At 41.1% G+C, this 24,896-nt stretch carries 15 protein-coding genes and 5 tRNA genes (1 of these 20 only partly in view); 15 read left to right on the top strand and 5 right to left on the bottom strand.

Features of this window, described 5'->3' with window-relative positions:
- From AN395_RS19485 to AN395_RS14695, 3 genes are all read right to left on the bottom strand, one after another.
- Positions 1-44, bottom strand: a tRNA-OTHER gene (locus tag AN395_RS19485) (it extends 86 nt beyond the left edge of the window).
- Positions 45-193: 149 nt separating this feature from the next.
- Positions 194-257: transfer RNA gene (locus AN395_RS14700), tRNA-Val, on the bottom strand.
- Between the two features lie 160 nt (positions 258-417).
- Positions 418-493: transfer RNA gene (locus AN395_RS14695), tRNA-Val, on the bottom strand.
- Between the two features lie 948 nt (positions 494-1,441).
- On the opposite strand from AN395_RS14695, the gene AN395_RS14690 reads away from it, so the two are divergent.
- The 3 genes from AN395_RS14690 to AN395_RS14680 all read left to right on the top strand — a co-directional run bounded on the left by AN395_RS14690 (position 1,442) and on the right by AN395_RS14680 (position 2,399).
- A tRNA-Ala gene (locus AN395_RS14690) sits at positions 1,442-1,517 on the top strand.
- A 36-nt stretch (positions 1,518-1,553) separates the two neighbouring features.
- A tRNA-Glu gene (locus AN395_RS14685) sits at positions 1,554-1,629 on the top strand.
- A 503-nt stretch (positions 1,630-2,132) separates the two neighbouring features.
- Positions 2,133-2,399, top strand: a complete 267-nt coding sequence (locus AN395_RS14680; protein WP_024034161.1) for a DksA/TraR family C4-type zinc finger protein — start codon at positions 2,133-2,135, stop codon at positions 2,397-2,399.
- A 36-nt stretch (positions 2,400-2,435) separates the two neighbouring features.
- Here the strand turns inward: AN395_RS14680 and gloA are convergent, their stop codons facing one another.
- Positions 2,436-2,834: a lactoylglutathione lyase gene (gene gloA / locus AN395_RS14675; RefSeq protein WP_004589277.1), complete on the bottom strand. Its 399-nt coding sequence runs from the start codon at positions 2,832-2,834 to the stop codon at positions 2,436-2,438.
- A 939-nt stretch (positions 2,835-3,773) separates the two neighbouring features.
- On the opposite strand from gloA, the gene AN395_RS14670 reads away from it, so the two are divergent.
- The 12 genes from AN395_RS14670 to AN395_RS14615 all read left to right on the top strand — a co-directional run bounded on the left by AN395_RS14670 (position 3,774) and on the right by AN395_RS14615 (position 24,615).
- Positions 3,774-4,652: an NAD(P)-dependent oxidoreductase gene (locus AN395_RS14670; protein WP_024034160.1), complete on the top strand. Its 879-nt coding sequence runs from the start codon at positions 3,774-3,776 to the stop codon at positions 4,650-4,652.
- A gap of 146 nt (positions 4,653-4,798) precedes the next feature.
- Positions 4,799-7,057, top strand: a complete 2,259-nt coding sequence (locus tag AN395_RS14665; RefSeq protein ID WP_054983430.1) for a chondroitinase-B domain-containing protein — start codon at positions 4,799-4,801, stop codon at positions 7,055-7,057.
- Between the two features lie 2 nt (positions 7,058-7,059).
- Complete coding sequence (locus tag AN395_RS14660) at positions 7,060-9,279, top strand: heparinase II/III family protein (protein ID WP_408003096.1); 2,220 nt, start codon at positions 7,060-7,062, stop codon at positions 9,277-9,279.
- A 5-nt stretch (positions 9,280-9,284) separates the two neighbouring features.
- Positions 9,285-9,629: a cupin domain-containing protein gene (locus AN395_RS14655; RefSeq protein ID WP_004589273.1), complete on the top strand. Its 345-nt coding sequence runs from the start codon at positions 9,285-9,287 to the stop codon at positions 9,627-9,629.
- A 3-nt stretch (positions 9,630-9,632) separates the two neighbouring features.
- Positions 9,633-10,940: an MFS transporter gene (locus AN395_RS14650; RefSeq protein WP_024034157.1), complete on the top strand. Its 1,308-nt coding sequence runs from the start codon at positions 9,633-9,635 to the stop codon at positions 10,938-10,940.
- Between the two features lie 58 nt (positions 10,941-10,998).
- A complete protein-coding gene (locus tag AN395_RS14645) occupies positions 10,999-11,931 on the top strand; it encodes a sugar kinase (RefSeq protein ID WP_054983429.1) in 933 nt (310 codons plus the stop codon).
- A gap of 64 nt (positions 11,932-11,995) precedes the next feature.
- Complete coding sequence (eda, locus tag AN395_RS14640; protein WP_024034155.1) at positions 11,996-12,613, top strand: bifunctional 4-hydroxy-2-oxoglutarate aldolase/2-dehydro-3-deoxy-phosphogluconate aldolase; 618 nt, start codon at positions 11,996-11,998, stop codon at positions 12,611-12,613.
- A 13-nt stretch (positions 12,614-12,626) separates the two neighbouring features.
- Positions 12,627-13,709, top strand: a complete 1,083-nt coding sequence (gene fbaA / locus AN395_RS14635; protein WP_054983428.1) for a class II fructose-bisphosphate aldolase — start codon at positions 12,627-12,629, stop codon at positions 13,707-13,709.
- On the top strand, positions 13,706-14,668 hold the full coding sequence (locus AN395_RS14630) for a class 1 fructose-bisphosphatase (RefSeq protein WP_029772406.1): 963 nt from the start codon (positions 13,706-13,708) through the stop codon (positions 14,666-14,668). Before fbaA ends, AN395_RS14630 begins: the two co-directional genes overlap by 4 nt.
- Before the next feature lie 520 nt (positions 14,669-15,188).
- Positions 15,189-17,927, top strand: coding sequence for a poly(beta-D-mannuronate) lyase (locus AN395_RS14625; RefSeq protein WP_054983427.1), 2,739 nt, complete (start codon positions 15,189-15,191; stop codon positions 17,925-17,927).
- A 78-nt stretch (positions 17,928-18,005) separates the two neighbouring features.
- Entirely contained in the window at positions 18,006-21,053 is a 3,048-nt protein-coding gene (locus AN395_RS14620) for a TonB-dependent receptor (protein ID WP_054983426.1), read from the top strand.
- A 604-nt stretch (positions 21,054-21,657) separates the two neighbouring features.
- Complete coding sequence (locus tag AN395_RS14615) at positions 21,658-24,615, top strand: TonB-dependent receptor (protein ID WP_054983425.1); 2,958 nt, start codon at positions 21,658-21,660, stop codon at positions 24,613-24,615.
- A gap of 96 nt (positions 24,616-24,711) precedes the next feature.
- On the opposite strand, the gene AN395_RS19715 is transcribed toward AN395_RS14615, so the two are convergent.
- Positions 24,712-24,896, bottom strand: a 185-nt coding sequence (locus tag AN395_RS19715) for a hypothetical protein (protein WP_235576583.1), incomplete at its 5' end; no start/stop codon positions are given.

Genomic DNA, 24,896 nt, shown 5'->3' with positions numbered 1-24,896 from the left:
CTCGCCTTGTAAGGGCGATGCTCTCCCAACTGAGCTAATCACCCACATATAAATTAAAACGCTACTATTAAAATAAATAGTACTGGACTTTAACCAGTGAACCTAGCCGTTACTTGGAAGTAGCGGTAATGCTCTCTTTTTCTAGCTGAGTAATGACCCATTTAGATTTGTGTAATATGCACCATTCTAAGAATGGTGGGTCGACCAGTGACCCTCGCCTTGTAAGGGCGATGCTCTCCCAACTGAGCTAACGACCCATATTACATGCTACTACCTGTATAGATAGTACTGGACTTTAACCAGTGAACTTCGCCATCTTTTATAAAAAGCGGTGATGCTCTCTTTTCTTGTAACTGAGCTAACGACCCGTATTACAATTTTAAAACGCGACTATTAATATAATAATAGATTTATATGTGGTGGGTGATACTGGACTTGAACCAGTGACCCTCGCCTTGTAAGGGCGATGCTCTCCCAACTGAGCTAATCACCCACATCTAAACAACATTACATTGCTGCGTTGTTGTGGGGCGCTATTATAGATAGAGTTGCAAATGTGTCAACACTTGAATGATAAAAATGTGCTGAATGAAGGTTTTATAAACAGTGCAGGGTGGTTGGCGTTTACTTTATCATCAAATTTAAGTTGTTAGGGTAAATTAACAGCTGAATCTGAACTAAGTGACTGCCTTATTTTTACTTACAATAAAAAGCATTGCTTAAATAAGCTAATAAAAGGCGATGTTGAAATTGATACAGTAAGCGTGACGTTTTATCAAAAAGAAGATTTATGACTATATAAGGTTTTAAATTATTGAACTGGTATACGGTACTTTTTAAAAGGTAAGGGCATAAGCAGTTATCTGTATTGCCATTAGTGCGAATAAACTTTAATTAACACCATGGGTTTTGGCACAATGACAACAAAATAGAGCCTATTACCCAAACTGGAACATAGCGTTTAAAAACAGCACGAATTGTTTGCTAGCACTTTTAACGACGGCCTAATTCACTTCAATTTTTATATGTGTGTACAAGCAACTTAAAAAGGGAAGGGTTGAGCATTTAATAATAAGGTTATCGAATAGAGCCCTCGCATTTTAATAACACACTTAAATGCGGGGTTTAGCCTTGGTTTTAGTACTTTTTTAACCCCAACTCAATTTGCATATAAATGTATACCTTTTATGTTAAACATTATTACTTCATCAACGAGGTATAAATAGATAATTAACCTGTTTATAGTACTGTGAGATGAAGTACAGGCCAAATTTTGTCGAAATTGTATTTTTTTGCATGTCTGATAGCCAGTTTGTTGAAAATTAAACCATTTAAATAAAGTGGCATAAAAAACTGTTGACTTTATTTTGGGGGGTGCATAGAATGCGCCCCGCACTCAGCGATACACAACGTGTTAAACACGTTAGGTATTAAAAGGTTTGGGGCTATAGCTCAGCTGGGAGAGCGCTTCGCTGGCAGCGAAGAGGTCTGCGGTTCGATCCCGCATAGCTCCACCAAATCTTTGTGCATGTCCTAGGGTAGCAGTTTTCTGTGTCCCCATCGTCTAGAGGCCTAGGACACCGCCCTTTCACGGCGGTAACAGGGGTTCGAATCCCCTTGGGGACGCCACTTACTATTTTAGGTGATGTATAAAGCAGTGTGACACCGCACTCTCTATGCACGACGTTATCAAGAGTACTAATCTATTGAGACGCCACTTACTATTTTAGTAGTGTATAAAGCTATTACTTCCTCAGCTATCCAGCGCATTAATTTCTACTGTTTATCCGTTAAAATTTTAGTTTTACACTTTTAATTTTCTTCAATATCTAAAAACCTATCTGTTTAATTAATAATCATCTACGTATAACTTCTTAGGCTTTCAAGACCAATCCGCAATAATAATTATTCATTTACAGTGATAAATTTTTTGCTAGCTGCGTTAAAAATACATACTTATAACTGCATGTATAGATAAAATGGATAGCACAACTAAATTACAAATTACTCTTAATCATATCTATTCATCCTTTAAATAGCTTACTCAATAAAGCCAGTACAAAATATTCAGCATTTATAAAGCGCTGTGCTGCTAGCCTTTTAGTTTAATTTCTCATTATTAGGAGTTAATTATGGCAAGTGGTTGGGCGCGTGATGGCGCAATTCAAGATCAAATCGATGCAAGTGTTAATGACGCAGTGCAATATGCAAGGCAAAATTTAATCTCAGGCGCGAGTGCTGAATTCTGTGATGAGTGTGATTGTGAAATACCACAGGCACGCAGGTTAGCGCTGCCAGGTGTTAGGCATTGTGTGGCGTGTCAAAGCGAGCTTGAGGCTAAAGGCAAAGGCGTTGCTGGCGTAAACCGCCGAGCAAGTAAAGATAGCCAACTAAGGTAAAGGTGCGACTAGGCACCTTTTCGATAGACTTATTGCCTAGTGAGCTTTGTTTTTCTTTTTCTGAATAAGCTCAATTGAATAGCCATCAGGGTCTTTCACAAAAGCAATTTCTGTTGTGCCACCTTTTACTGGCCCCGGTTCTCGACTGACGTTTCCACCAGCGGCCTTTATGTCGTCACATGCCTTGTATATATCGTCAAATTCAATAGCTATATGGCCATATGCATTACCAAGATCGTAGCTATTTTCATCCCAATTATAAGTAAGCTCTAACACAGTATTACTATCCTCTTCACCATACCCTACAAAAGCTAATGTATAACGATACTCTTCGTTGTCAGAACGGCGTAATTCTTTCATTCCTAAAATCTGTGTATAAAAAGAAAGTGACTTTTCTAAGTCGGCTACACGCAACATTGTGTGTAATAAACGCATTTAGGTTACCTCTGTGAGTTTAAATTTAAATAGGTGTGGAGCATAGCGTCTTTATGGAGTATCCATAACCGCATTGCAAAGGCCAGAGCCTGCCATATACCGAGAGGCTTATTTTACCTCAACTGTGAACAATAAGATTATATTAACCAGCTATTTGCGCACTCATTGCGTAAAATTTACTTGCAATAAGCCCAGCTATTGCCGCGCAAGTGGCTTTGCCTTCACTGAAAACCTCGGCTTGTGAAATAAATTAAAATATCAGTACTATTTAATACGTAAGTAAACTTCTTAACCTGAGTTCGGGCAATTTAAGCTAAATGTGGGCAAGGCTCGGCATTTACAACCACGCATTGCCATAATATTAGCACACTAAATTAGTGGTTTTACCAACAATGGGTTAGTGCACAATGTAATTATAGCCACGCTATTTATACGAGTTTATAAAGTTGTTGCACTTATTGGTCAACCTATTTTTTATTAAGCTCTAACCAAAGAAGGGAAAAGTGCGTTGAATTAATTTGATTTCCATACTGCCTATAACTAATTGTTTATCATTGTAATTTTGTTAATTTGAAATGAATTGTAAATTACCTTGGTTTACAAAGTTAACTTATTGGTTGACAAGATTGGTGTATGGTAATACAGTTTTTACATACCAATTGGTAAGTTGCTTGGTTTTAGCTTCTCCAAGGTATTAATAAATAATCAAAGCAATGCTAAGCATAACGAAATAAATACGTAACCGGTCAATAATATACAGCGTGTAATCACTCTGTTTTTATTCGCTCAAATGGTAATAACGCGGCGGGTTACCTATTCAAATGAACATGCTCAGGGTTACTTTAGCAAATTGAATTAAACGACACAGCGTACCTATTTATGGGGTAAATCATTACTCGTACTCATAAAAGCACGCGCCATCATATTTAGGAGTTATTCATGTCTAAACCAGTAATCGGTTTTATCGGCCTTGGCTTAATGGGCGGCAATATGGCCGAAAACTTACAGAACAAAGGCTATGAGCTTATTGTTATGGATTTAAACAAAGATGCGGTTGCTGCATGCGTTAGCAGAGGCGCAAAAACAGCAAGCACTGCAAAAGAGCTTGCACAAGGTGCAGACATAATTATGTTTTGTTTAACAACATCAGCAGTTGTTGAAAAAATTGTGTACGCAGAAGATGGCATTTTAGCGGGTATTAAAGAAGGCGCGGTATTAATTGATTTTGGTACATCAATTCCTTCATCTACTAAAAAAATTGGTGCTGATCTAGCCGCTAAAGGCGCAGGCATGATTGACGCACCACTAGGGCGTACTCCAGCCCATGCTAAAGACGGCCTATTAAATATTATGGCAGCGGGCGATATTGACACCTTCAATAAAGTTAAACCTGTACTTGAAGATCAAGGCGAAAACGTATTTCACCTAGGTGAGCTAGGCGCAGGGCATACAACTAAGTTAATCAATAACTTTATGGGTATGACCACAGTATGTGCTATGTCACAAGCGTTTGCTGTAGCAGACAAAGCCGGTGTAGACCGCCAGCAACTATTTGACATTATGTCGACAGGGCCTTCTAGCTCTCCATTTATGCAATTTTGTAAAAACTACGCGGTAGACAATGTAAGCGACCTTGGTTTTTCAATTGCCAATGCAAACAAAGATTTAGGTTACTTCCTACAAATGGTTTCAGACCTTGGGACTGAATCAAAAATTGCTGAAGGGTCATCTGCTAACTTACAAGCGGCATTTGATGCAGGTATGGGGCAAGGCAACGTACCAGAAATTTTTGATTACTTTAAAACTCTAGAAAAGTAATACCGACAACATTGGGTGCTTTAACGTAGTTAAAGCACCAAAACACACACAACATCAATTGGCTAGATTTAACCTGCTTTGTGCAATGAGTGCAGCATTACTATTGATAAGGCATTACTTCCGGTCACACTGAAAAAGAGTTATCTATGCGTTTAATTAATATAATAAAGCTTAGCCTAGTTCTTATTGGGTGCACATCCACACAATTGGCAGCCAAAGATTATTTTGTAGACACTAAACAAGCTTTTCAAGAAATCTCTGACAAACTCGTTGCCGGCGATAAAATAACTCTCAAAGACGGTACGTGGTCTAATTTCGAAATTTTATTACAAGGCCAAGGAACCAAAAACGCCCCTATAAAGCTTACAGCGCAAACCAAGGGTAACGTTATTTTATCAGGGCAATCTAATTTAAGACTGGCGGGTTCGTATTTAGAAGTGTCAGGGCTTGTATTTAAAAATGGTTATACGCCTAGCTCAGCCGTTATTGAATTTCGTAAAAATAAAGATGAGCTTGCTACTCACTCCCGCGTAACACAAGTTGTTATCGATAACTACAATAACCCCGATAAACGAGAATCAGACTATTGGGTGGCTCTATATGGTAAACACAACCGTTTTGATCACAGCCACTTAGTAGGTAAACGTAACAAAGGCGTTACGGTTGCTGTAAGGCTTAATAGTGAGCAAAGCCAACAAAACCACCATCAAATTGATCATAACTTCTTTGGCTATCGTCCTACTTTTGGATCTAACGGCGGTGAAACACTGCGCATTGGTACTAGCCACTATTCATTAAGTGATTCATTGACCGTAGTTGAAAACAACTACTTTGAACGTACTAACGGCGAAGTAGAAATAATCTCGGTTAAATCAGGGAAAAACCAAATCCGCAATAATGTGTTTTTTGAATCTCGCGGCACACTAACGCTGCGCCATGGTAATGGCAATATTATTCAAGAGAACGTTTTTTTTGGTAACGGTGTAGATCACACAGGTGGCATTCGCATCATTAATAAAAACCAAACAGTAAAAAATAACTACTTAGAAGGTTTAACAGGCTACCGTTTTGGCAGTGGTTTTACGGTTATGAACGGCGTACCTAACTCACCAATAAATCGCTACCATCAGGTAGAAAACGCGACAATTGAAAACAATACCTATGTAAATGTGCGTCATATACAACTTGGCGCAGGTAGCGATAGCGAGCGTAGCGCTGCACCAATTAATAGCGTAATGAAAAATAACCTTATTATTAATCAAAATGGCGAGCAGCCTTTTACAACCTTTGATGATGTAAGCGGTATTAAATTTAGTGAAAATGTAGCTAATACCCAGGTATTAAAAGAGTTAAATTACGGTGTTAAACAGCAAAATGTAACACTAACCAGAGCTAGTAACGGTTTACTGTATCCTGAATCAAGCAAAATTAGTGCAGGTGCTAAACGCGGTTTAAAGGTGCTAAAAAAGGCCGATACCGGCGTTAGTTGGTATCCAAAAACAGAGCAAGTTGTAGCATTTGATACGGGTAAAACTCACCAGGTTAAAGCAACTGCAGATGCCTTACTTAACGCAATCAATGCAGCCCAAACGGGTGATGTATTAGAGCTTGCAGATGGTCAATACGATGTTTCTAAACTCGTTAAAATAACAAAAGTGCTTACCCTTAAGGCTAAACATACTGGCAAAGCTAAGCTGACCTACCAACGCTCCACCTTATTCGAAATTCATGATGGCGGTAGCTTAAAGCTAGATGGTTTAGCTATCTCGGGTGAAAACGCACCTGATGCCATTAATAATAGTGTGGTACGTACTAAAAAGTGGGGCATGGTTGATAACTACCGCTTTGAAATATACAACTCACAATTAACTAATCTTGATATTAATCACTCATTTCACTTTTTTGTAACGGGTAAAGGGGCGATGGCAGATGAAATCACGTTAGTAAATAACACCTTTAAAAATGTGACTGGCGATATTTTACGTCTTGATACCGAAATAGAAGACTTAGGTATTTATAACGCAGAGTATGTAACACTTAAAAGCAATACCTTTAATGAGGTAGCCGGTGGCGTCGTTAAGTTATACCGAGGTGGAAGTGATGAAAGCACCTTTGGTCCGCATTTATTAATGACCAATAACACCCTAACTAAAGTAGGTTTAGGTAAGCGCAACAAGGCGCAAGCGAGTGTGTATGCGCACGGTGTACAAGTCACAAATATTGCAAGCAACGTATTTGAAAAATCGGCACCGATTAAAATTGAGCACACGGTTGGTGAGCCAATAACAGCCATTACAGATAACACCTTTGATGCAACTCAAGCGCCAAGCGTAAAAGAGTTACGTGTAGCGGGCCCGCACACGGCAACGCTTAAAAATAACAACGTTTTAAATAAGGTGAAGTAACAATGATGAATTTAACCCAAAATAAGTCATTATTTAAAACGCTGGGTGTTACTGTAAGTGCCTTAGTTTTATCGATAAACGCTTACGCAGCGCATCCAAATTTGGTAATAACCAATGATGATGTACAGCAAATGCGCCAAGCAATTAGCAACAACGAACAGGGCAAGTTTGCCAACGCATTTGCAGCGCTTAAGGCACAAGTGGATGAGCAAATTAAAAGCCCTATAACAGTGCCTGTACCAAAAGACGGTGGGGGAGGGTATACCCACGAACGACACAAAAAAAATTATCAGCTTATGTATAACGCCGGTGTTATTTATCAGCTAAGCCAAGATGATAAATACGCTCATTACGTACGTGATATGTTGCTTGAGTATGCCAAATTATACCCAACACTTGATGTACACCCTAAGCGCAAAGTTAAGTCGCAAAACCCAGGTAAACTATTTTGGCAAAGCCTTAATGAGGCCATGTGGCTTGTTTATACCATTCAAGCATACGATTTAGTGCATGATGCGCTAAGCGCCGCTAATATTAAAACCATCGAAAATGACTTACTGCGTCCAGTATCGTTATTTTTATCACAAGGCCAGCCATCAACCTTTAACAAGGTACATAACCATGGTACCTGGGCTACAGCCGGTGTAGGCATGGCAGGGTATGTGTTAGATGAATCTGAGTGGGTCGAAAAGTCTCTTTACGATTTAGATAAATCGGGCGAGGGTGGCTTTATTAAGCAGCTAGACATGCTGTTTTCGCCACAGGGCTATTACAACGAAGGTCCTTATTATCAACGCTTTGCACTACTTCCGTTTGTTACCTTTGCTAAAGCAATTGAAAACAACGAACCGCAGCGAGACATTTTTGAATATCGCGATGGCATATTACTTAAAGCCATTGATACCACTATTCAGCTAAGCTATAACGGTTTATTTTTCCCGATAAACGATGCAATTAAAAGTAAAGGTATAGACACAATAGAGCTGGTACACGGTGTAACAGCCGCTTATGGTTTAACACACGATACTGGTTACTTAGATATAGCCAAAAAGCAAAATCAAATAATACTCTCTGGCGATGGCCTAAAAGTGGCTCAAGCGCTGGATAAAAATAAGCAAACCCCTTATGTATTTAAATCGGTAGCGTTTGGCGATGGTAACGATGGCGAGCAAGGGGCGTTGGTAGTAATGCGTACGCAAACTGGTGGCGACCAAGCACTTTTATTTAAACCTGCCGCACAGGGTTTAGGGCATGGACATTTTGATAAATTAACTTGGCAGTTTTACGATCATGGCAATGAAATTGTGTCTGATTATGGCGCTGCACGTTTTTTAAATGTTGAGGCTAAATACGGCGGCCGTTACCTACCAGAAAACGAAACTTACGCAAAACATACCGTGGCACACAATACGGTTGTGATTGATGAAACCTCGCATTTTAATGCAAATGTTAAAGTGGGTAATAACAATCATCCTACGCTTAATTTCTTTGAAACAAACCAATACGGAACGGTGTCAAGTGGGCAAATAAGCACCGCTTACAAAGGTGTTGAGCTTGAACGCACGTTAGCGTTAATTAATTTACCTATGCTTGAAAGCACGCTTGCAGTTGATATTTTTAATGTGACTGCAGATTCCTCCCATAAAATTGATTTACCACTGCATTACAAAGGCCAATTAATTGATACCAGCTTTGAGTTACTTGGTAACACCAAAAGCTTAGCTGCGCTGGGTGATAAAAATGGTTATCAACATTTATGGTTAAAAGCACAGGCGCAACCAGATGAAGGCCTAGCAAAGGTAACGTGGTTAAACGACAACGGCCGTTTTTATACACAAACTAGCCTAGTGAAAGGGGATGAGTCTTTCTTATTTACGCAAATAGGGGCAAACGATCCACACTTTAATCTTCGTAACGAAAATGGCTACATTCGCCGTGTAGAAGGTAAAAAACAGCATAAATTTATTTCAGTACTTGAGCCTCACGGTGAATACAACCCAAGTAAAGAATATACCCTAGAGGCTGTTAGCCGTGTATCGTCACTTAAGTATGGCGCACAAGAGCACTTAGACCTAATTGAAGTTAAAGTAAAAAATAATACTTATTTGGTTGCTATCAACAAAGCCGATAAAGCAGCTAAACACACATTCACATATCAAAATAAAGCATTCACCTTAAATGGCCGCCTTGGCGTTTATGCGATGAAGAATAATCAGGAGTAAACAGGATGCAAAAGCAAAGTGCACACTTTTCATTTGGTAACGAAACCGAGATTGAAGATTTAGGTAATGGCTTAAAACGCCAAATGCTTGGCTATAACGAAGAGCTAATGGCCGTGAAAATTTGGTTCTCAGAAGGGGCAATTGGTTATAACCATGCGCACAGGCACTCGCAAGTAACGTATGTGGTTGAGGGTGAGTTTCACTTTAACATTGATGGCGTAACTAAAATCTTAAAAGCGGGTGATAGCTGTTTTATTCCTCCTTTTGCTGATCACGGTGCTACGTGCCCAACTGGCGGTATACTGATTGATACCTTTAGCCCAGCTCGCGAAGACTTTCTTGAGGAATAACCTATGAAAATTCAAGGCTTACGCTGGTGGGTTATAGTGCTAATTGCACTTGCTACCATTATTAACTACATAGACCGTCAAGCGCTTAGCGTTTTATGGCCAGACATTGTGGAAGAGATGTTCCCTGATGAATCTGCGTTAGAGCGTAAACAAATTTACGCTAATATTTCTATAGTATTCGTATTTGCTTATGCATTTGGCCAAGCTATTTTTGGCAAAATTTTTGACTGGGTTGGCACGCGTTTAGGTTTTGTGCTTTCAATTGGTGTGTGGTCATTAGCCACTGTTGCCCATGCTTTTGCACAAGGGGTGCTTAGTTTAAGTATTTTCCGTGCAATTTTAGGGGTAGCCGAAGCTGGTAACTGGCCCGGTGCAGCTAAAGGTAATGCCGAGTGGTTTCCAACAAAAGAGCGTGCTTTAGCGCAAGGTATATTTAATTCTGGCGCAGCCATTGGTGGCATTATTGCTATCCCGCTTATTGCTTATTTAACCGTGTATTTTAGCTGGCAAATGGTGTTTGTATTTGTTGGTGCCTTAGGTTTTTTATGGTTAGTTCCTTGGATTATATTGGTAAAAGCGCCTCCAGGCTCTCACCCTTGGATAAGTGAAGAAGAGCGTGAGTACATTCTTACCGGACAAAGACGCGTTGATGATAACGGCGATGTAACAAGCGATGACGAAGAAGAATATAACCCGTCTACAGGCGAGTTACTCTCTCGTAAGCAAAGCTGGGGCGTAATTATAGCCTCTGCAGCTATCGACCCTATTTGGTGGTTATTTGTTTTTTGGATACCAATTTACTTAAACGAAGTGTATGGCATGGATGTTAAAGCGATTGGTATTTATGGCTGGGTTCCGTATGTAGGCGCTATGTTTGGCGCTTGGTTTGGTGGCTTACTTGCCCAAAACCGCCTTAAAGCAGGCTGGAATACCGATAAAACGCGTAAGCTGACCATCACATTAGGGTGTTTAATTATGTTGCCGGCGCTGCTTGCAATGGCAAACCCAGGCGAGCCGGTAATTGCGGTACTTATTATGGCTGTTATTTTATTTGGTTTTCAAACCGCCATTGGTAACGTGCAAACCTTACCAAGCGACTTACTGGGTAAAAAAGCGGTAGGTACGTTGTCGGGCTTCTCTGGCATGGCCGCTAAATTAGGTGCTGTAGGCCTTACGTCATTGGTACCTATTTTAACAGCGGACGGTAATTATACACCGGCGTTTGTGATAGGCGCGTCTTTAGCGATTATTGCAATGGCAGCAGTATGGATTTTAATTCCAAAAATTGAACCATTGAAAAAGCCTAACTAATTTGTTGGCAATGGCTGTGTTTCTCACAGCCATTTACTACCTAAGGTAAGTGATAATAATGAAAAATATTTACTTTATTGGCGAGTGCATGATTGAGTTAAGAGCGACTGTTCCCTCTACATTGCATCAGTCATTTGCAGGTGACGTATACAATTCGGCTGTTTACTTAAAGCGTTGTTTCCCACAAATCAGCACCTCAGTTATTACCGCTTTAGGGGAGGATAACTTAAGTAAAAAAATGCGGGAGCGTTTTGCAAGTGAGCAATTAAATACAGACTATGTATTTGCTCATAACAGTAAAGTCCCAGGTATGTATTACATAGAAACGGACGAGCAAGGCGAGCGCAGTTTTATTTATTGGCGTGATGATTCAGCAGCCAAAAAGGTGGTTGAATTTATCAGCCCTGGGCTTGTTAAGCAGCTGTCATCGGGTGATATGTTTTTCTTTTCGGGTATTTCTTTAGCCGTAATAGAAGAGCAAGCAAGAGCGCAGTTTTGGGACATAGTGAAGCAACTTAAAGCCGCGGGTGTAAAAATAGTATTTGACCCAAATTACCGTGCGCGACTTTGGGATAACGTTGAGCAAACTAAAGCGCAATACCATAGTGCATTTAGCCTAGCCGATATTACGTTACCCGGCGTTGAAGACTTAGAAACGCTTTACAACGTGCAAAGTGTAGAAGCGGTAATTGATTATTTGGCTCCGTACAACATTAACGAAATTATAGTAAAAAACGGCCCCGATTCAGTCATTACAAAAGAGGCTAATACAGTGCAAAGCCACAGTATTACGCCGGTTAAAAACGTTATTGATACAACCTCCGCAGGCGATGCCTTTAACGGCGTGTATTTAGGAGCGCGCTTAGATGGGCGCCCAATTAGCGAAGCGGTTAAGCTGGGCGCGCAGGCTGCCGGCGCTGTTATTCAGCAACCCGGTGCTATTGCACCAAAAGATGTTTTTCAACAAGCCATGGCTAAATCAGGTCTCTAACTGGCTAATTTACTCAATTTATAACACTAAGTAGCACGATTACTTAAAATAAGGGAAATAACGCATGACTCGCTTTTCTGAACTAATGGCAGGGCAAACTCTGCTACCTATAATTCAAGCAGACACGCCAGAGCAAGGTGTAAACATTGCTAAAGCAATGGCAGAGGCAGGCCTAACTTTGGTAGAAGTTGTTCTTAGAACAGATGCATCAATTGATGCGCTTAAAGCCATTAAAGAACAGGTTCCACAGCTAAAAGTGGGCGCAGGCACCGTTATTAACGAAACAATTTTAAAGCAAGCGCTAGAAGCAGGCTCAGATTTTATAGTTACTCCCGCTGTATCGCCTACACTATTAAGTGAGCTGGTTAAGTGTAACGTGCCAGTATTGCCAGGTGTATCAAATACCGGCGATATATTAATGGCACTTGAGTATGGTTTTGAAGAGCAAAAACTCTTTCCTGCTTCACTTGCTGGTGGTGCGCCGTTTGTCTCTGCTGTCTCATCTGTATTTCGTGCAGTGAGCTTTTGCCCGACCGGCGGTGTAAGCGAAAAAAATAAAATGGATTACTTGTCGTTAAACAATGTATTTGCAGTAGGCGGTACCTGGGTTGCTAAAAAAGAATGGGTAACGCAGGGTAATTGGCAAGCCATTACAGACTCTTGTATCGAGGCTTTAAAATAGCAAGGAGCAAAAAATGAATTATTTAGCCCCCACCATTGCACCAGGCGTTGTTGTTGGCGATGAAGTAAGCGAAGTGTATAAACACGCACGAACGCATCAGTATGCATTGCCTGCTGTAAACGTGGTGAGCACATCGTCAATTAATGCCACCTTAGAGGCCGCAAAAAAAATGAAGTCGCCGGTCATTATTCAACTATCTAATGGGGGAGCACAGTTTTTTTGTGGTAAAGGTTTAGCACTAGAGGGCCAGCAATCTGCCGTTGTTGGGGCAATAAGTGCTGCACAGTATGTGCATAATGTGGCGAAACACTATGGCGTTGCTGTCATGCTGCACACAGATCACGCAGCAAAAAAACTACTGCCCTGGATTGATGGTTTATTAGATGAAGGCGAAAAGTATTTTGCACAAACAGGCAAGCCGCTTTTTTCATCGCACATGATTGACCTGTCAGAAGAGCCACTGGAAGAAAATATAGAAATTTGTGAGCGTTATTTAGCGCGCATGGCAAAAATAGGCATGACACTTGAAATAGAGCTCGGGTGTACCGGCGGAGAAGAAGACGGGGTTGATAACTCGCACCTCGACAGCTCTGCGCTTTACACTCAACCAGAAGATGTAGCCTACGCCTATGAGCGACTTAGTAAAATAAGCCCTAATTTTATCATTGCTGCTTCGTTTGGTAACGTTCACGGCGTATATAAGCCTGGCAATGTGGTATTAACACCTACCATATTACGCGACTCGCAAGCCTATGTAGCTGAAAAATTTAATTTAGAGCATAACGCTATTAATTTTGTATTTCACGGTGGGAGTGGCTCTGAGCACAGTAAAATTGCTGAGTCGCTAACCTACGGGGTGGTAAAAATGAACATTGATACCGACACCCAATGGGCGAGTTGGAACGGGGTATTAAACTACTACCAAGAAAAACAAGACTACTTGCAAGGCCAAATTGGTAACCCTGATGGCGAAGATAAACCCAATAAAAAATACTATGATCCACGTGTGTGGTTACGTCAGTCGGAGCAGCATATGGTGGCTCGCCTGATCCAATGTTTTGACGACCTTAATTGTGTGAACAGGTATAGCGCATGAAAAGACTGAATAAAGTATTAAAGCAAGATGGGGTTGAAACCGACCTTATTATGTTAATTCGCACGCTATTAGCAACCACAAAAGAAATAGCGTTTAGAGTAAGCCAAGGTGAGCTTGCGGGTGTTTTAGGCTCTACCCTTAACGAAAATATCCAGGGCGAGGTGCAAAAAAAGTTAGATGTCATTGCCAATCAACTGTTAAAAGATACCTTAATTGATGATGATCTTGTAAAAACAGTGGCATCTGAAGAAGAAGATAATGCAGTAGGCGCCCACCCTGATGGTAAATATATTGTGGCTTTTGATCCCCTTGATGGGTCATCAAACATTGATGTTAACGGGCAAATAGGCACTATTTTTACCATTTACCCAGCAAAAGCAGATGTGCCCTACGATAGTGATGAGCAATTTAATCAACCCGGTACTAACCAGGTTTGTGCAGGCTACGTGCTGTATGGGCCATCGTCGTTACTAGTAATGAGTACAGGTGGGCCAACCCGCTGTTATACACACGATTTAACCCACGGTGGCTTTTTGCTTACAAAACCAGAGCTTGCAGTACCGAGTAAAAGCCGTGAGTTCTCGGTTAATATGGCAAATTACCGATACTGGGATGAAGCAACACAAGTTTACTTTGATAAATTACTGTATACATCAGAAGAGTTTGCTAAAAGCTCAATTCGCTATAATGCAGCCATGGTTGGCGATGTGCACCGAATTTTATGCCGTGGCGGGGTATTTATGTACCCGCAAGATACGCGCGCGGGTAATGAAAACGGTAAAATACGCTTACTTTACGAAGCTAACCCACTGGCAATGCTCACTGAAAACGCAGGCGGTATAGCCACCTCTAAGGGTATGCGTATTTTAGATATTCAGCCCGATGAGCTGCATCAGCGTGTGCCTGTTATTTTAGGCTCTAGTGAACCTGTGACTTATTTTAATTCTACGGTTTATTAAACCTGGCTAAGGCCTCAGTACAAAAGGGCGGTTATTGTGCCCTTACGCCTTTTAAATAAAACGTAAGCCACTGCTGATTAATAGTGAGTTAAACGCAGTGGCTACGTTATTTTATATACACACCAAAAATTCATATCTATAGGCTATTACAGCTAAAGCTTCACACCTGTATCCCCACCCTCCATTCTTAATGTGCTTATCGCGCTAAGTATTAATACAGCGTAATTCTTTCGGTAAAACCAATTGTTCATAAAGGTTGTTTGTTTATCTATTCGTGAAATTAATATTGGTAATAACGCTGCGTTATTGGATATAGACGTAAGTTAACTTTCAGTTAATAAAATATGATGAATTTTGAACGAATATAGTGGTAAAAGTGTTTTTATTATGCTTATATTACCAAGTTGGTTAACAATGAAGCGTAAAAATAAAATAATTTGGTAATAACACACTGGGTATTTGGTAAATCACACATAACACCTGCTAAATACTAAACCACACAATTAAGGAGAATAGAGCCATGAGGAAATTAAAACATTTTGCATTATGTGCTGTTGCAGCTGCCATTATAGGTTGTGACACGGATTCAAATAATAATAACAACACATTGGGCTCTATTGCTCTATCAGGCACAGCGTTAACGGGCGAAACATTGTCGACCAGCGTAAATGATGCCGATGGTATTTCTGGCGAAGTAAGCTACTACTGGTACGCCGACGGACAAGTTATAAGTGGCGCTAATGACGCAACTTTTACATTAACAGATGAGCAAATTGGTTTTGCAATTACAGCACAAGCACTTTATACAGATGACAGTGGTGTTAATGAGTCACATTTAAGTGAGCCCACCGATGAAGTGTCAGCTATTCCTTTTGCGGCCACGGTAGAAATTAACGGTGATGCAATTATAGGTAATGAACTAAGTGCTAATGTAGCGGATGAAAATGGTTTTGATCCGGCGCTTGTAGCATATACATGGTTTGCAGATGATGTTGAAATTGCCGATGAAACCTTAGCAACCTACACTATTACCGAATCGCAACTAGGTAAAGTTATATCTGTAAATGCAGCATTTGAAGATAACAGAGGCTTTGCAGAGTCAGCTACATCAACTGCCACAGCGCCAGTAGAGCGTGCAAATTCAGAAGGGTCGGTGGCGATTGTTGGCACACCTACGGTGGGTAATACACTTACAGCCGAAATAACAGATGAAGATGGCGCAAGCGGCACAATTACTTACCAGTGGTTTGCTGATGAGGTTGCAATTAGTGGTGCCACGCAAAGCACTTACGTTGTAGATGAGTCATTATTAGGGCAATTTATTACCGTACAGGTTACCTACACGGACGATCACGGTTTTACCGAAGACAACCTTTCTGAGGCAACCATTGCTGTTTCTGCAGAGGCTGTAGATGAAGCGGGTAGTATCACCATCTCAGGGGCTACGCCTTATTTAGTGACTAGCGAATTAACCGCTGAAATTAGCGATAACAACGGGGTAGATGAGCAAAACGTTACTTACACTTGGCTTGCTGATGGCGTAGCAATTGCAGATACCAACAGCAAAACATTTACGCCAACTAATCAAGCTGGCGCGATTATATCGGTCACTGCGAGTTATACCGATAACGATGGCTTTTCAAGCACAATTACCGGTGCCGCCGATACAGTAGTGTACACGCAAGTGATAAGCGACGCGGATGCGCTATTAGGTGCTATTAATGCGGGGCTTGGTGATGGCGATGTGCTTGGTTTAAATACCGGTGTATATGCCGATCTTGATGCCATTATGCTAACCAGCGCAGCAACACTTAAAGCTGTTGAAGGACAAAGCCCGGTAATTAGTGGCGAGCTTTGTATTCATGTAGCCAGTGGGGTTGATGGCGCGGGTATTGAAGGACTTACATTTAAAAATATTGATACTAAATCAGGTGGCTTTTGTGAAACCGAAGAAGATGCCGTTATTTATTCTGAGGGTGACAACTTCACCTTTACACAAAATACTATCGATGGTGAAGCAGAGACGTTAAATAATTCTACTTACCATTGGTTAATGCTTAAAGGTGACGCCGCAATGGTTGAGCGTAATACCTTTGCCAACCGCGATAAAGCAGAAAATGGTTCGGTGATAAAAATGTCTTCATCGAGCACTAACCACGTTATTCAATATAACCTTTTCACAGGTACCAGCAGCAACCCAAATTTTGGTAACTCTAGTCTTCACTTAATTAACGCAGGTAGTACAACAGGTACAGGCTCTGCTGATGATGCAAACTTTACTATTCAATATAACCGAGTAGAAAACTTTGTTACAGGCCGACGTTTAATGCGCGTACAAACCTCTGGCGCGACGATTAAAGGCAATACCATTTTAAATCCTAATGGCGGTATTTCGCTTGAAGATGGTGGATTTAATACGGTATCAGACAACATTATTATTCGTACCACTGATATTGCAAGTTCAAGCGATCGTCCTGCTGGCGTGCTAGTTACGCCTTTAGGTCACACTGTAAGCAATAACTACATCGCTGGTATTCGCTCAGGTAATAAAGAAGCCGGTGGTATTGTATTTACCGCTAACCCATTTTCACAAGCTGATGGCGGGGTGCCAAATGGAGGTAACCAAGCTGTGCTTGATGGCGCAGGCGACTTTACCCTTAATGTTACTAACAATACGGTACTTAACTCACAGCAACCATTTGTATTTAGTACAGAAATAGGTTCAAAGGCACCTGTTGGAGATTGTGATGAGCTTACCGCAGAAAATGCACCTGTACTGTATGGTTTAACTAAAAATGCGTTTGAAATTAACTTCAACGGTAATTTAAATGCTAATGGGGTGGGCGATCAAACTGATGAAGACACCATTGAAAGCAGCGCGCTTGTTTATGGTTTCTTTTACCCTAACGAGCTGTCGAGCGATCACTCTTTTGAATACGACTGTGACCTAATTAACCATACTGAATCACTGTTCTCTAACAGCTTTGGCTTTAGTGACAGTTATGAGTCGGGCGATGCGAGCGACCTATGGGTTGATATTAGAAACTTAAATGGCAATGGTGAATACGACACCGATGGCGCTATTGACCAAAACCCAGAAGCAAATGGTAAAGAAATCCCAGAGTTTGTCACTGCTACAAGTACGCTGCTTGAGACTGACTCAAATGGAGCACAAGCCTTAGCAGGTGCAAGAAACTTATACTACATCCAAAGCACTGATGTAGGTGCAGGCTCTACGTGGGTGGCACAAGATGAATAAGCCCACACTGCACATTATTAATACTTATAAAAATAGCAAACTACGCACAACACACACAATGATAAAGGAGAACGCGGCATGTCGTTAAAAATGGATCGAAGACGTCAACATTCTACAAACAGCTCTGTTTGTAATCATTTTGCACTTTCACCTGCTGCTAAGTTAATTAGAGCAAGTTTACTTGCAGGTATGGCAGGTTCATTGTCATTTAATGCTTTTGCTCAGCAAGAAGCCCAAGAAAAAGTGACTGAAGTAGAGCAAGATGTAGAAATCATCAGCGTTACAGGTACTCGTAGAACCATACAAGATCAAATTGCAATTAAGCGTGAGGCAACAACGGTTGTTGATGGTTTATCTGCAGAAGATATTGGTGATTTACCCGCGCTGTCAATTGGTGAAGCGCTTGAGTCGATTACCGGTGCCGCATCTCACCGTGAAAACGGGGGCGCTACCGAAATCACCATTCGTGGTTTAGGCCCATTTTTAAGCGCAACCCATATTAATGGCCGTGAAGCTACCAATGGTAGTGGTGACCGCTCGGTTAACTTTTCGCAGTTTCCATCAGAGCTTGTAAAAAAGGTCGCTATTTACAAAACCCAAGATGCTTCAATGATTGAAGGTGGCGTAGCCGGTGTGATTGCACTTGAAACGATTGCCCCGCTAGATTACGGCAAGCAACGCGTACAAGGCGAAGTTAAACTAAATTACAATCCAGATGAAAGTAATGTAGAAAACTCACTGCAAAGTGATACAGGCTATCGTGGTACGTTTAGTTATGTTGACCAATTTGAGTTTGCCGATGGCCAAGCAGTGGGTGTGTCTTTTGGTGTGCAGCGCCAAGATATTAGCCAACCAGAAGCAGAGTACAGAAGCTCAAGCCCATCGGGCTCTTCACTTTGGGCATGTTTAAATGACCCAACTAATACGAATGAAGGCTTTTACAGAAGCAGCGCAGGTGATTGTGAAGACCAAGTAAATGGCAGTAACAATCAAGGTTATCAAACAAACATCGACCCAGAAACAGGCAAAGCCGAAAGCGATGGCACTCCATACGCATGGACAGGTAGTAGCCGCAGCTATCGTCAAAATGAAACCTCAGATGAGCGTGATGCAGTATTTATTGCAATGCAATATCAGCCGTCGTCTGAGTGGGATGTTAACTTTGATGCACAAATCTCTGACAGAACACAAAGAGAAGCACGCCACGATTTAATTTTTTTACAAAAACGCGCAACACCTGGTTTAACAGGCCCAACGCTTGTTACTAACGATGTAGGCGGAATTTTACATTGGGAAGGTGAAGAACGTATTGAATCGGCAGGCGAGCAATTCTCACGTGAAGAAAACTACCAAGGTTATGGTATTAATATTGAGCATACGGTAACCGACCGCCTTACTGTAAATCTTGATTTAGCGTATTCAAAAACTGAGCGTGAAGAGCTACAAATTTCTAACCGTGGTAGAACCGCAGACCGTAATTTGTTTAGCTGGGATATGGGCGATGAAATTCCTCACTTCACGTTAACGGACTTTGATGTAACTGATATTTCTAACTTTACAGATAGCTTACGTACACGTTTAGACCGTGAAAATGTTCGCGAAAACGTAGTTAAATCGGCGCGTATTGATTTTGACTACGCGTTAGAGGGCGATATATTTACCAGTATTGAAGGGGGTATTAGAGCCTCAGAACTAAGCTTTATACAGTTTGGTGGTAGCCAAGGTAATGGATCTCGTACTGAGTACACTATAGGCGATGACTCAGCATTAGAGATACTTCAAGGCTGTCAAATTGACTTCCCAGAATCTGACTTTTTATCTAGCGTATCGGATGGCAACTTAGTAACAAATGTAGACAGTAGCGGTAATGTAATAAGCTCTGGGACAGGTTCTTCGTGGGCGACCTACGATAACGTGTGTTTCTCTCAAGCTGTAGCGGCTACAGACGCTGATTATACAGGTGAATTTGGTTACCCTGATGTTGAGTACGAAAATGCCGGTACCATAGATGTTACTGAAAAAACCACCTCAGTGTACTTAATGGCAAACTACGACACCGAAGTATTTGGTAAGTTTATTCGTGGTAACTTCGGCCTGCGTATTGTTGATACTGATGTAACCTCGGTAGGCTTTAGAACAAATTACACTGTAGATGTAGATGAAACTACAGGCGCTGTAACCCTCGATGTAGGGGATTCACTAGAAAGAACCGAAAGCGGCGGTGGTTATACTAAATATTTACCAAGCTTTAACTTAGTAGTTGATTACAGTGAAGACATTTTACTACGTGCGGGTATTTACCGTGGTATGTCACGTGCTGACCCATCTGATTTAGGCTATGATCGCGACTTTGTAACAGACGATCAATCTGTTGCGCTATCGCTTTCTGACTTATTAACCGTAGATGGTTCAGGTAACCCTGATACTCAACCATTAATGTCATGGAACTACGACTTAGCCTTTGAATGGTACCCTAATGAAGATTCTATTTTAGCGCTAAGCCTATACTACAAACAGTTCCAAGGTGGCTTCCAGCAACAAACTGTGATTGAAGACTATGTGGTTGGCGGTGAAACGGTATCACTACCAGTGACAAATTCGGTAACAACCGATAATGATAGCGATATACTGGGTTTAGAAGCATCGTTCTCGTACCGTTGGGATAATGGTATTGGTGTAAAATTTGGCTATAACTTTGCAGATACTGACTTTGAGTTTGAAGATAGCTTATATGGCGATACATACGTTACCGACCTAGATGGCAATACTACTCAATTAACTGCCGGTATTATAGAACCTGGCTCGGTGCCGGGCTTCTCAGAGCATGTATTTAGCAGCCAACTGTATTACCAAATTGGTGACTTTGATACGGCCATTATTTATAAATACCGTAGTGAATACTTCCAACCATATACGAGTAATGGTACCCGCTTACGTTATGTTGATGCCGTAGGTGTATGGGAAATGCGTGCATCGTATAAAATTAACGAGCACTTTAGAGTTAAAGCTGAAGCCATTAACTTGTTTAGCGCACCTAAGTCACAAGACTTCTTTGTGGAAGATAACCTAGGTGAAGTAAACGATTACGGCCCACGTTTATTCTTAGGAATGAGCTTTAAGCTATAACACAATAACCAGTGATCCCCACTTTAAAACCCAATTAGCGTATGCCGCTAATTGGGTTTTTTTGTATGTGCGTGTGGGCTATTAACCCTAAGCTTTTTGAATTGCGGCGTACTCTCTTAACTAAATCTTGGTTAAACTTTTTTACCTAAAGCGCAGCATTACTAAACTCAGTGTTAGTAACGCTGCGTTATTGGCAAGCGAATTAGTTAGCCAAAAGTCTACTATCTTTATCTTGGTTGACCAATTAATTCGGTAAAAGCGGCTTAATATAAAAATAACACGGTATATATAAAAAAAATATATCAGGCAGGTTGAGGGGGGTTCAATCTATTTCTGTGTGTTATTTAACCTTAATTGAGATTTAAAAGCACATTAAATACAAATGGTTATATTATGGTCAGTAATAAAAGTGTTTTTGTCATGCCGAATTGGCTTTTATTGGTAATGACTGTTTTTGCTTTTTTTACAAAAAATGGTTTACCAATAGGTTGACCTTTGGTGCTTTTGCTGTAAATATTAAGTTAACCATTTAGATAAATGGTAAGGCGTTTAATAAAAAATATATAGCGAGTTACACATAGCACTGACACACACAGGAAAAACTATGAATCACAAGTTATCAAAAATTACGCTAGCAGTTATATCTGCCACAGCATTAAACCTTTCTATGTCCACACACGCACAGGAAGCCAAGCCAATTGCAGAAGATGATGTAGAGATCATCGAAGTATCTGGCATTCGTCAATCACTTACTAATGCACTTGCTGAAAAACGCTCTGCAGATAGCCTAGTTGAAATTATTCAGTCAGAAGATATTGGTAAATTACCCGATCAAAACCTCGCTGAAGTATTAGAAAACGTAACGGGTATTCAAATTACACGTCAAGCGGGTGTAGGCACAGGTGTACAAATTCGTGGTACCGATGCTAACCGTACCGAAATTAACGGTGTATCAACGGTGGGCTCAGGCTCTGGTCGAAGTGGTATTAGCTTTGAAGATGTATCAGCGTCAATTATTTCAAGCTTAGAGGTAATAAAGTCGCCTGAAGCGAAAACAATAGAGGGCTCTGTAGGCGGTACTATTAACCTTAAAACGATTCGCCCACTGCATTTAGGTGAGCAGCTAGCCACTATTAGAGTGCAAGGTGAGCACAGTAGCTTAAGCACTGATAGCGGTTTGCAACCACGTTTTTCGGGAACTTTTGCTGATAACTGGGAAGGTGATTACGGTAAATTTGGTGTGTTAGTGAGCGGCAGCTACGCAGAGCAAGATGTAACGGCGTTTCGCCCACGTGCAGATAGAGATAACATTATCACTGCAGATAGCGGCGTAGCCAGCGCTCAGTCTTTTGACTTTTTACCGATTCAATTTTTTGTACAAGATTACGATAACTACGAATACGAAACTAAAAACTTTGTAGGTACCATTGAATGGGCGCCTAACGACAACACAAAGTTTTATTTTGATGCTGTGGTTAACGATCAAGAACGTCGCCAAGAAAGCTCTCGTGTACAGGCTTCTGGTGTAAGTGCGCTTAATGATATTTCGGTTCCTGATGAATTTGAAACCGTAAACTTAGGCTCACTTGGCGGTACCAACCTTGGGTCTATTCAAGCGGCCTTACGCGGTGTCATTCCGGTTAATTTAGAAAACGATGATGACGATCCTAACCTTCGTTTTTCAAGTGATACAAACTCGCGTGTTACCGATAGTAATATTTTTAGACTCGGTGGCGAATGGCAAGGCGATAAGTGGTTTGTTAGTGCTGAAATTGCTTCGTCATCTTCAGATACAACTACGCCTAGCTTTAATACAACGCTTAACTTTATTAACCCTAATGTGCCGTTAGATGCTGGTGGCGGTAATGATAATAGTGTGCCGTTTGAGTATGACTTATCAGGTGGCGCATTGGCATTTGGTATTGCAGAGGGGGCAGAGTACGCGCCAACGGTTGAACAACTACTAGACCCTGCAAATGTAGTGCTACGTGATGTAAATATTGGTCAAGATACGGTTGAAAACTCTGAAGATGCGTTCCGTATTGATTCAACCTATTACACAGACTCAATTGTAACCTCTATTGATTTTGGTTACCGCTACAGTAAATCACAAAGCAAACAAAACGAAATTACCTCAAGCATTGGTTTAAGAACCATGGCTGATAGCCCGTCGGGTGATTTATTTGCCGACTTATTAGTGGCAGGCCCAGATAACTTTAACGAAGCTGATGGCCGCTCGTTATACATAGGCGACTTTTTACTTATTGATCCAGAGCTTGTGGCCTCAGACCCTGATGCGGTACTTGCCACATTACAAGCAGCGATGACTGCGCATGGTTCAAGCAAAACATTAAATGCACCTACTTCAAGTTCTGCAGGTTTTTTTGATATAGAAGAAATCACCCATGCGCTATATGCACAAGCTAACTTTGAGTACGAAATGGTACGCGGTAACATTGGTGTGCGTTACATTCAAACAGACGTAGAGTCTACGGGCAACTCAGTTACTCAAGATGGTAGTGGTAATGAACTGGTAACGCGTATTACTAATGAATCTGACTATGACTTTATTTTACCTCGTTTAAACCTTGTGGCTGATGTATCAGAAGATGTACTTGTGCGCTTTGGTGTAGGTAAAGATATTCGTCGCCCTGATTATAACGACTTATCAACGTCTATTACTTACAGCACAAGTCCAAATGACGAAGTTGAATTTGGTAACCCAGCACTGAAACCTGAAGAAGTACTGTCTTACGATTTATCGGCAGAGTGGTATTTTGCAGAGGCAAGTGTATTTAGCGTAGGTATTTTTCATAAAACACGTAAAGACTTACACGTAAATCAGTTAACCTCGCCAGTTGAAGACCCTGTAACAGGGTATCGCGACTTAACAGACCCATGTGAAGGTGGCGGTATATTTAACCCCATTGCAGATATAAACGTATTTGGCCCTGAGAATGGCCGTGGCGTATGTGTTGGTACAGAAACAAAAGTAAACGATAGTGGTGAAACTACCCAAAAAGGGATTGAGTTTGCCTTTCAATATGACCTATCAGGCTTTGAAAAAGACCTAGGGTGGGCATCTGGCTTTGGTGTATTAGCTAACTATACAATTCAAGAGTTCTCAGGTGGTGAAACCGAAAATTCAGCAACCTCAAGAGCAAGTAATGTATTTGCAGCAACCACCGGTACGCCAGGTATTGAAGTAAGTGAAATTCAAGGCTTACTTAACCTTTCTGAAAACGCGTATAACTTTACGCTGTACTACGAAAAATTTGGCTTATCAGCACGTATGCGTTACACGTGGCGTGAAGGGTATCGTTCAAATGACTTTGGTAGTACGTCTAGCTTCCCTTGGGGTTTTCCAGTGGTACAAGAAGACCGTGGCCAGCTTAATGCAAGTATTAGCTATGATGTGAACGAGCAACTTAATATTGGTTTAGAGGCAGTAAATATTACTGAATCTGAAATTAGCCAATCATGTGTAAACGAAAGCGCACTATTGTGTTTCCAAGGTTTAACTGACCGTCGTATTACACTGGGTGCAAGTTACCGTTTTTAAAAAGTATGTTGAGAGTGTGTAGCCTTTGAACGGGCACGCAAAAGCAAGCCACATGGCTTGCTTTTTTTTGACCTTAATTTAGCCGCAGTTAGGTGGTTAATAAAGGGCAGTGGTTCTTTGTGTTGGGGATAAAAATGTACCTGTTTGCAAAAAATAAAGTGTGTGTTGTATTACTTGTTGGTTGTAGCGCATTCCCGTGTGTTTGGTTTTTAGGCAAGGCAGAGCCTGCGAGGTGTGGTTATTCCCCATAAATAGGCGATAACGCTGCATAAATGCCAAAC

It is taken from the genome of Pseudoalteromonas sp. P1-30 (genome assembly GCF_001400005.1).
Classification (GTDB): domain Bacteria; phylum Pseudomonadota; class Gammaproteobacteria; order Enterobacterales; family Alteromonadaceae; genus Pseudoalteromonas; species Pseudoalteromonas atlantica.
This window is presented reverse-complemented; position numbering and strand designations above follow the sequence as displayed.

Bases quoted from the DNA above. Each gene is read 5' to 3' on its own strand.
- AN395_RS14680 (WP_024034161.1), top strand. From the start codon at position 2,133: ATGGCAAGTGGTTGGGCGCGTGATGGCGCAATTCAAGATCAAATCGAT.
- gloA (WP_004589277.1), bottom strand. From the start codon at position 2,834: ATGCGTTTATTACACACAATGTTGCGTGTAGCCGACTTAGAAAAGTCA.
- AN395_RS14670 (WP_024034160.1), top strand. From the start codon at position 3,774: ATGTCTAAACCAGTAATCGGTTTTATCGGCCTTGGCTTAATGGGCGGC.
- AN395_RS14665 (WP_054983430.1), top strand. From the start codon at position 4,799: ATGCGTTTAATTAATATAATAAAGCTTAGCCTAGTTCTTATTGGGTGC.
- AN395_RS14660 (WP_408003096.1), top strand. From the start codon at position 7,060: ATGATGAATTTAACCCAAAATAAGTCATTATTTAAAACGCTGGGTGTT.
- AN395_RS14655 (WP_004589273.1), top strand. From the start codon at position 9,285: ATGCAAAAGCAAAGTGCACACTTTTCATTTGGTAACGAAACCGAGATT.
- AN395_RS14650 (WP_024034157.1), top strand. From the start codon at position 9,633: ATGAAAATTCAAGGCTTACGCTGGTGGGTTATAGTGCTAATTGCACTT.
- AN395_RS14645 (WP_054983429.1), top strand. From the start codon at position 10,999: ATGAAAAATATTTACTTTATTGGCGAGTGCATGATTGAGTTAAGAGCG.
- eda (WP_024034155.1), top strand. From the start codon at position 11,996: ATGACTCGCTTTTCTGAACTAATGGCAGGGCAAACTCTGCTACCTATA.
- fbaA (WP_054983428.1), top strand. From the start codon at position 12,627: ATGAATTATTTAGCCCCCACCATTGCACCAGGCGTTGTTGTTGGCGAT.
- AN395_RS14630 (WP_029772406.1), top strand. From the start codon at position 13,706: ATGAAAAGACTGAATAAAGTATTAAAGCAAGATGGGGTTGAAACCGAC.
- AN395_RS14625 (WP_054983427.1), top strand. From the start codon at position 15,189: ATGAGGAAATTAAAACATTTTGCATTATGTGCTGTTGCAGCTGCCATT.
- AN395_RS14620 (WP_054983426.1), top strand. From the start codon at position 18,006: ATGTCGTTAAAAATGGATCGAAGACGTCAACATTCTACAAACAGCTCT.
- AN395_RS14615 (WP_054983425.1), top strand. From the start codon at position 21,658: ATGAATCACAAGTTATCAAAAATTACGCTAGCAGTTATATCTGCCACA.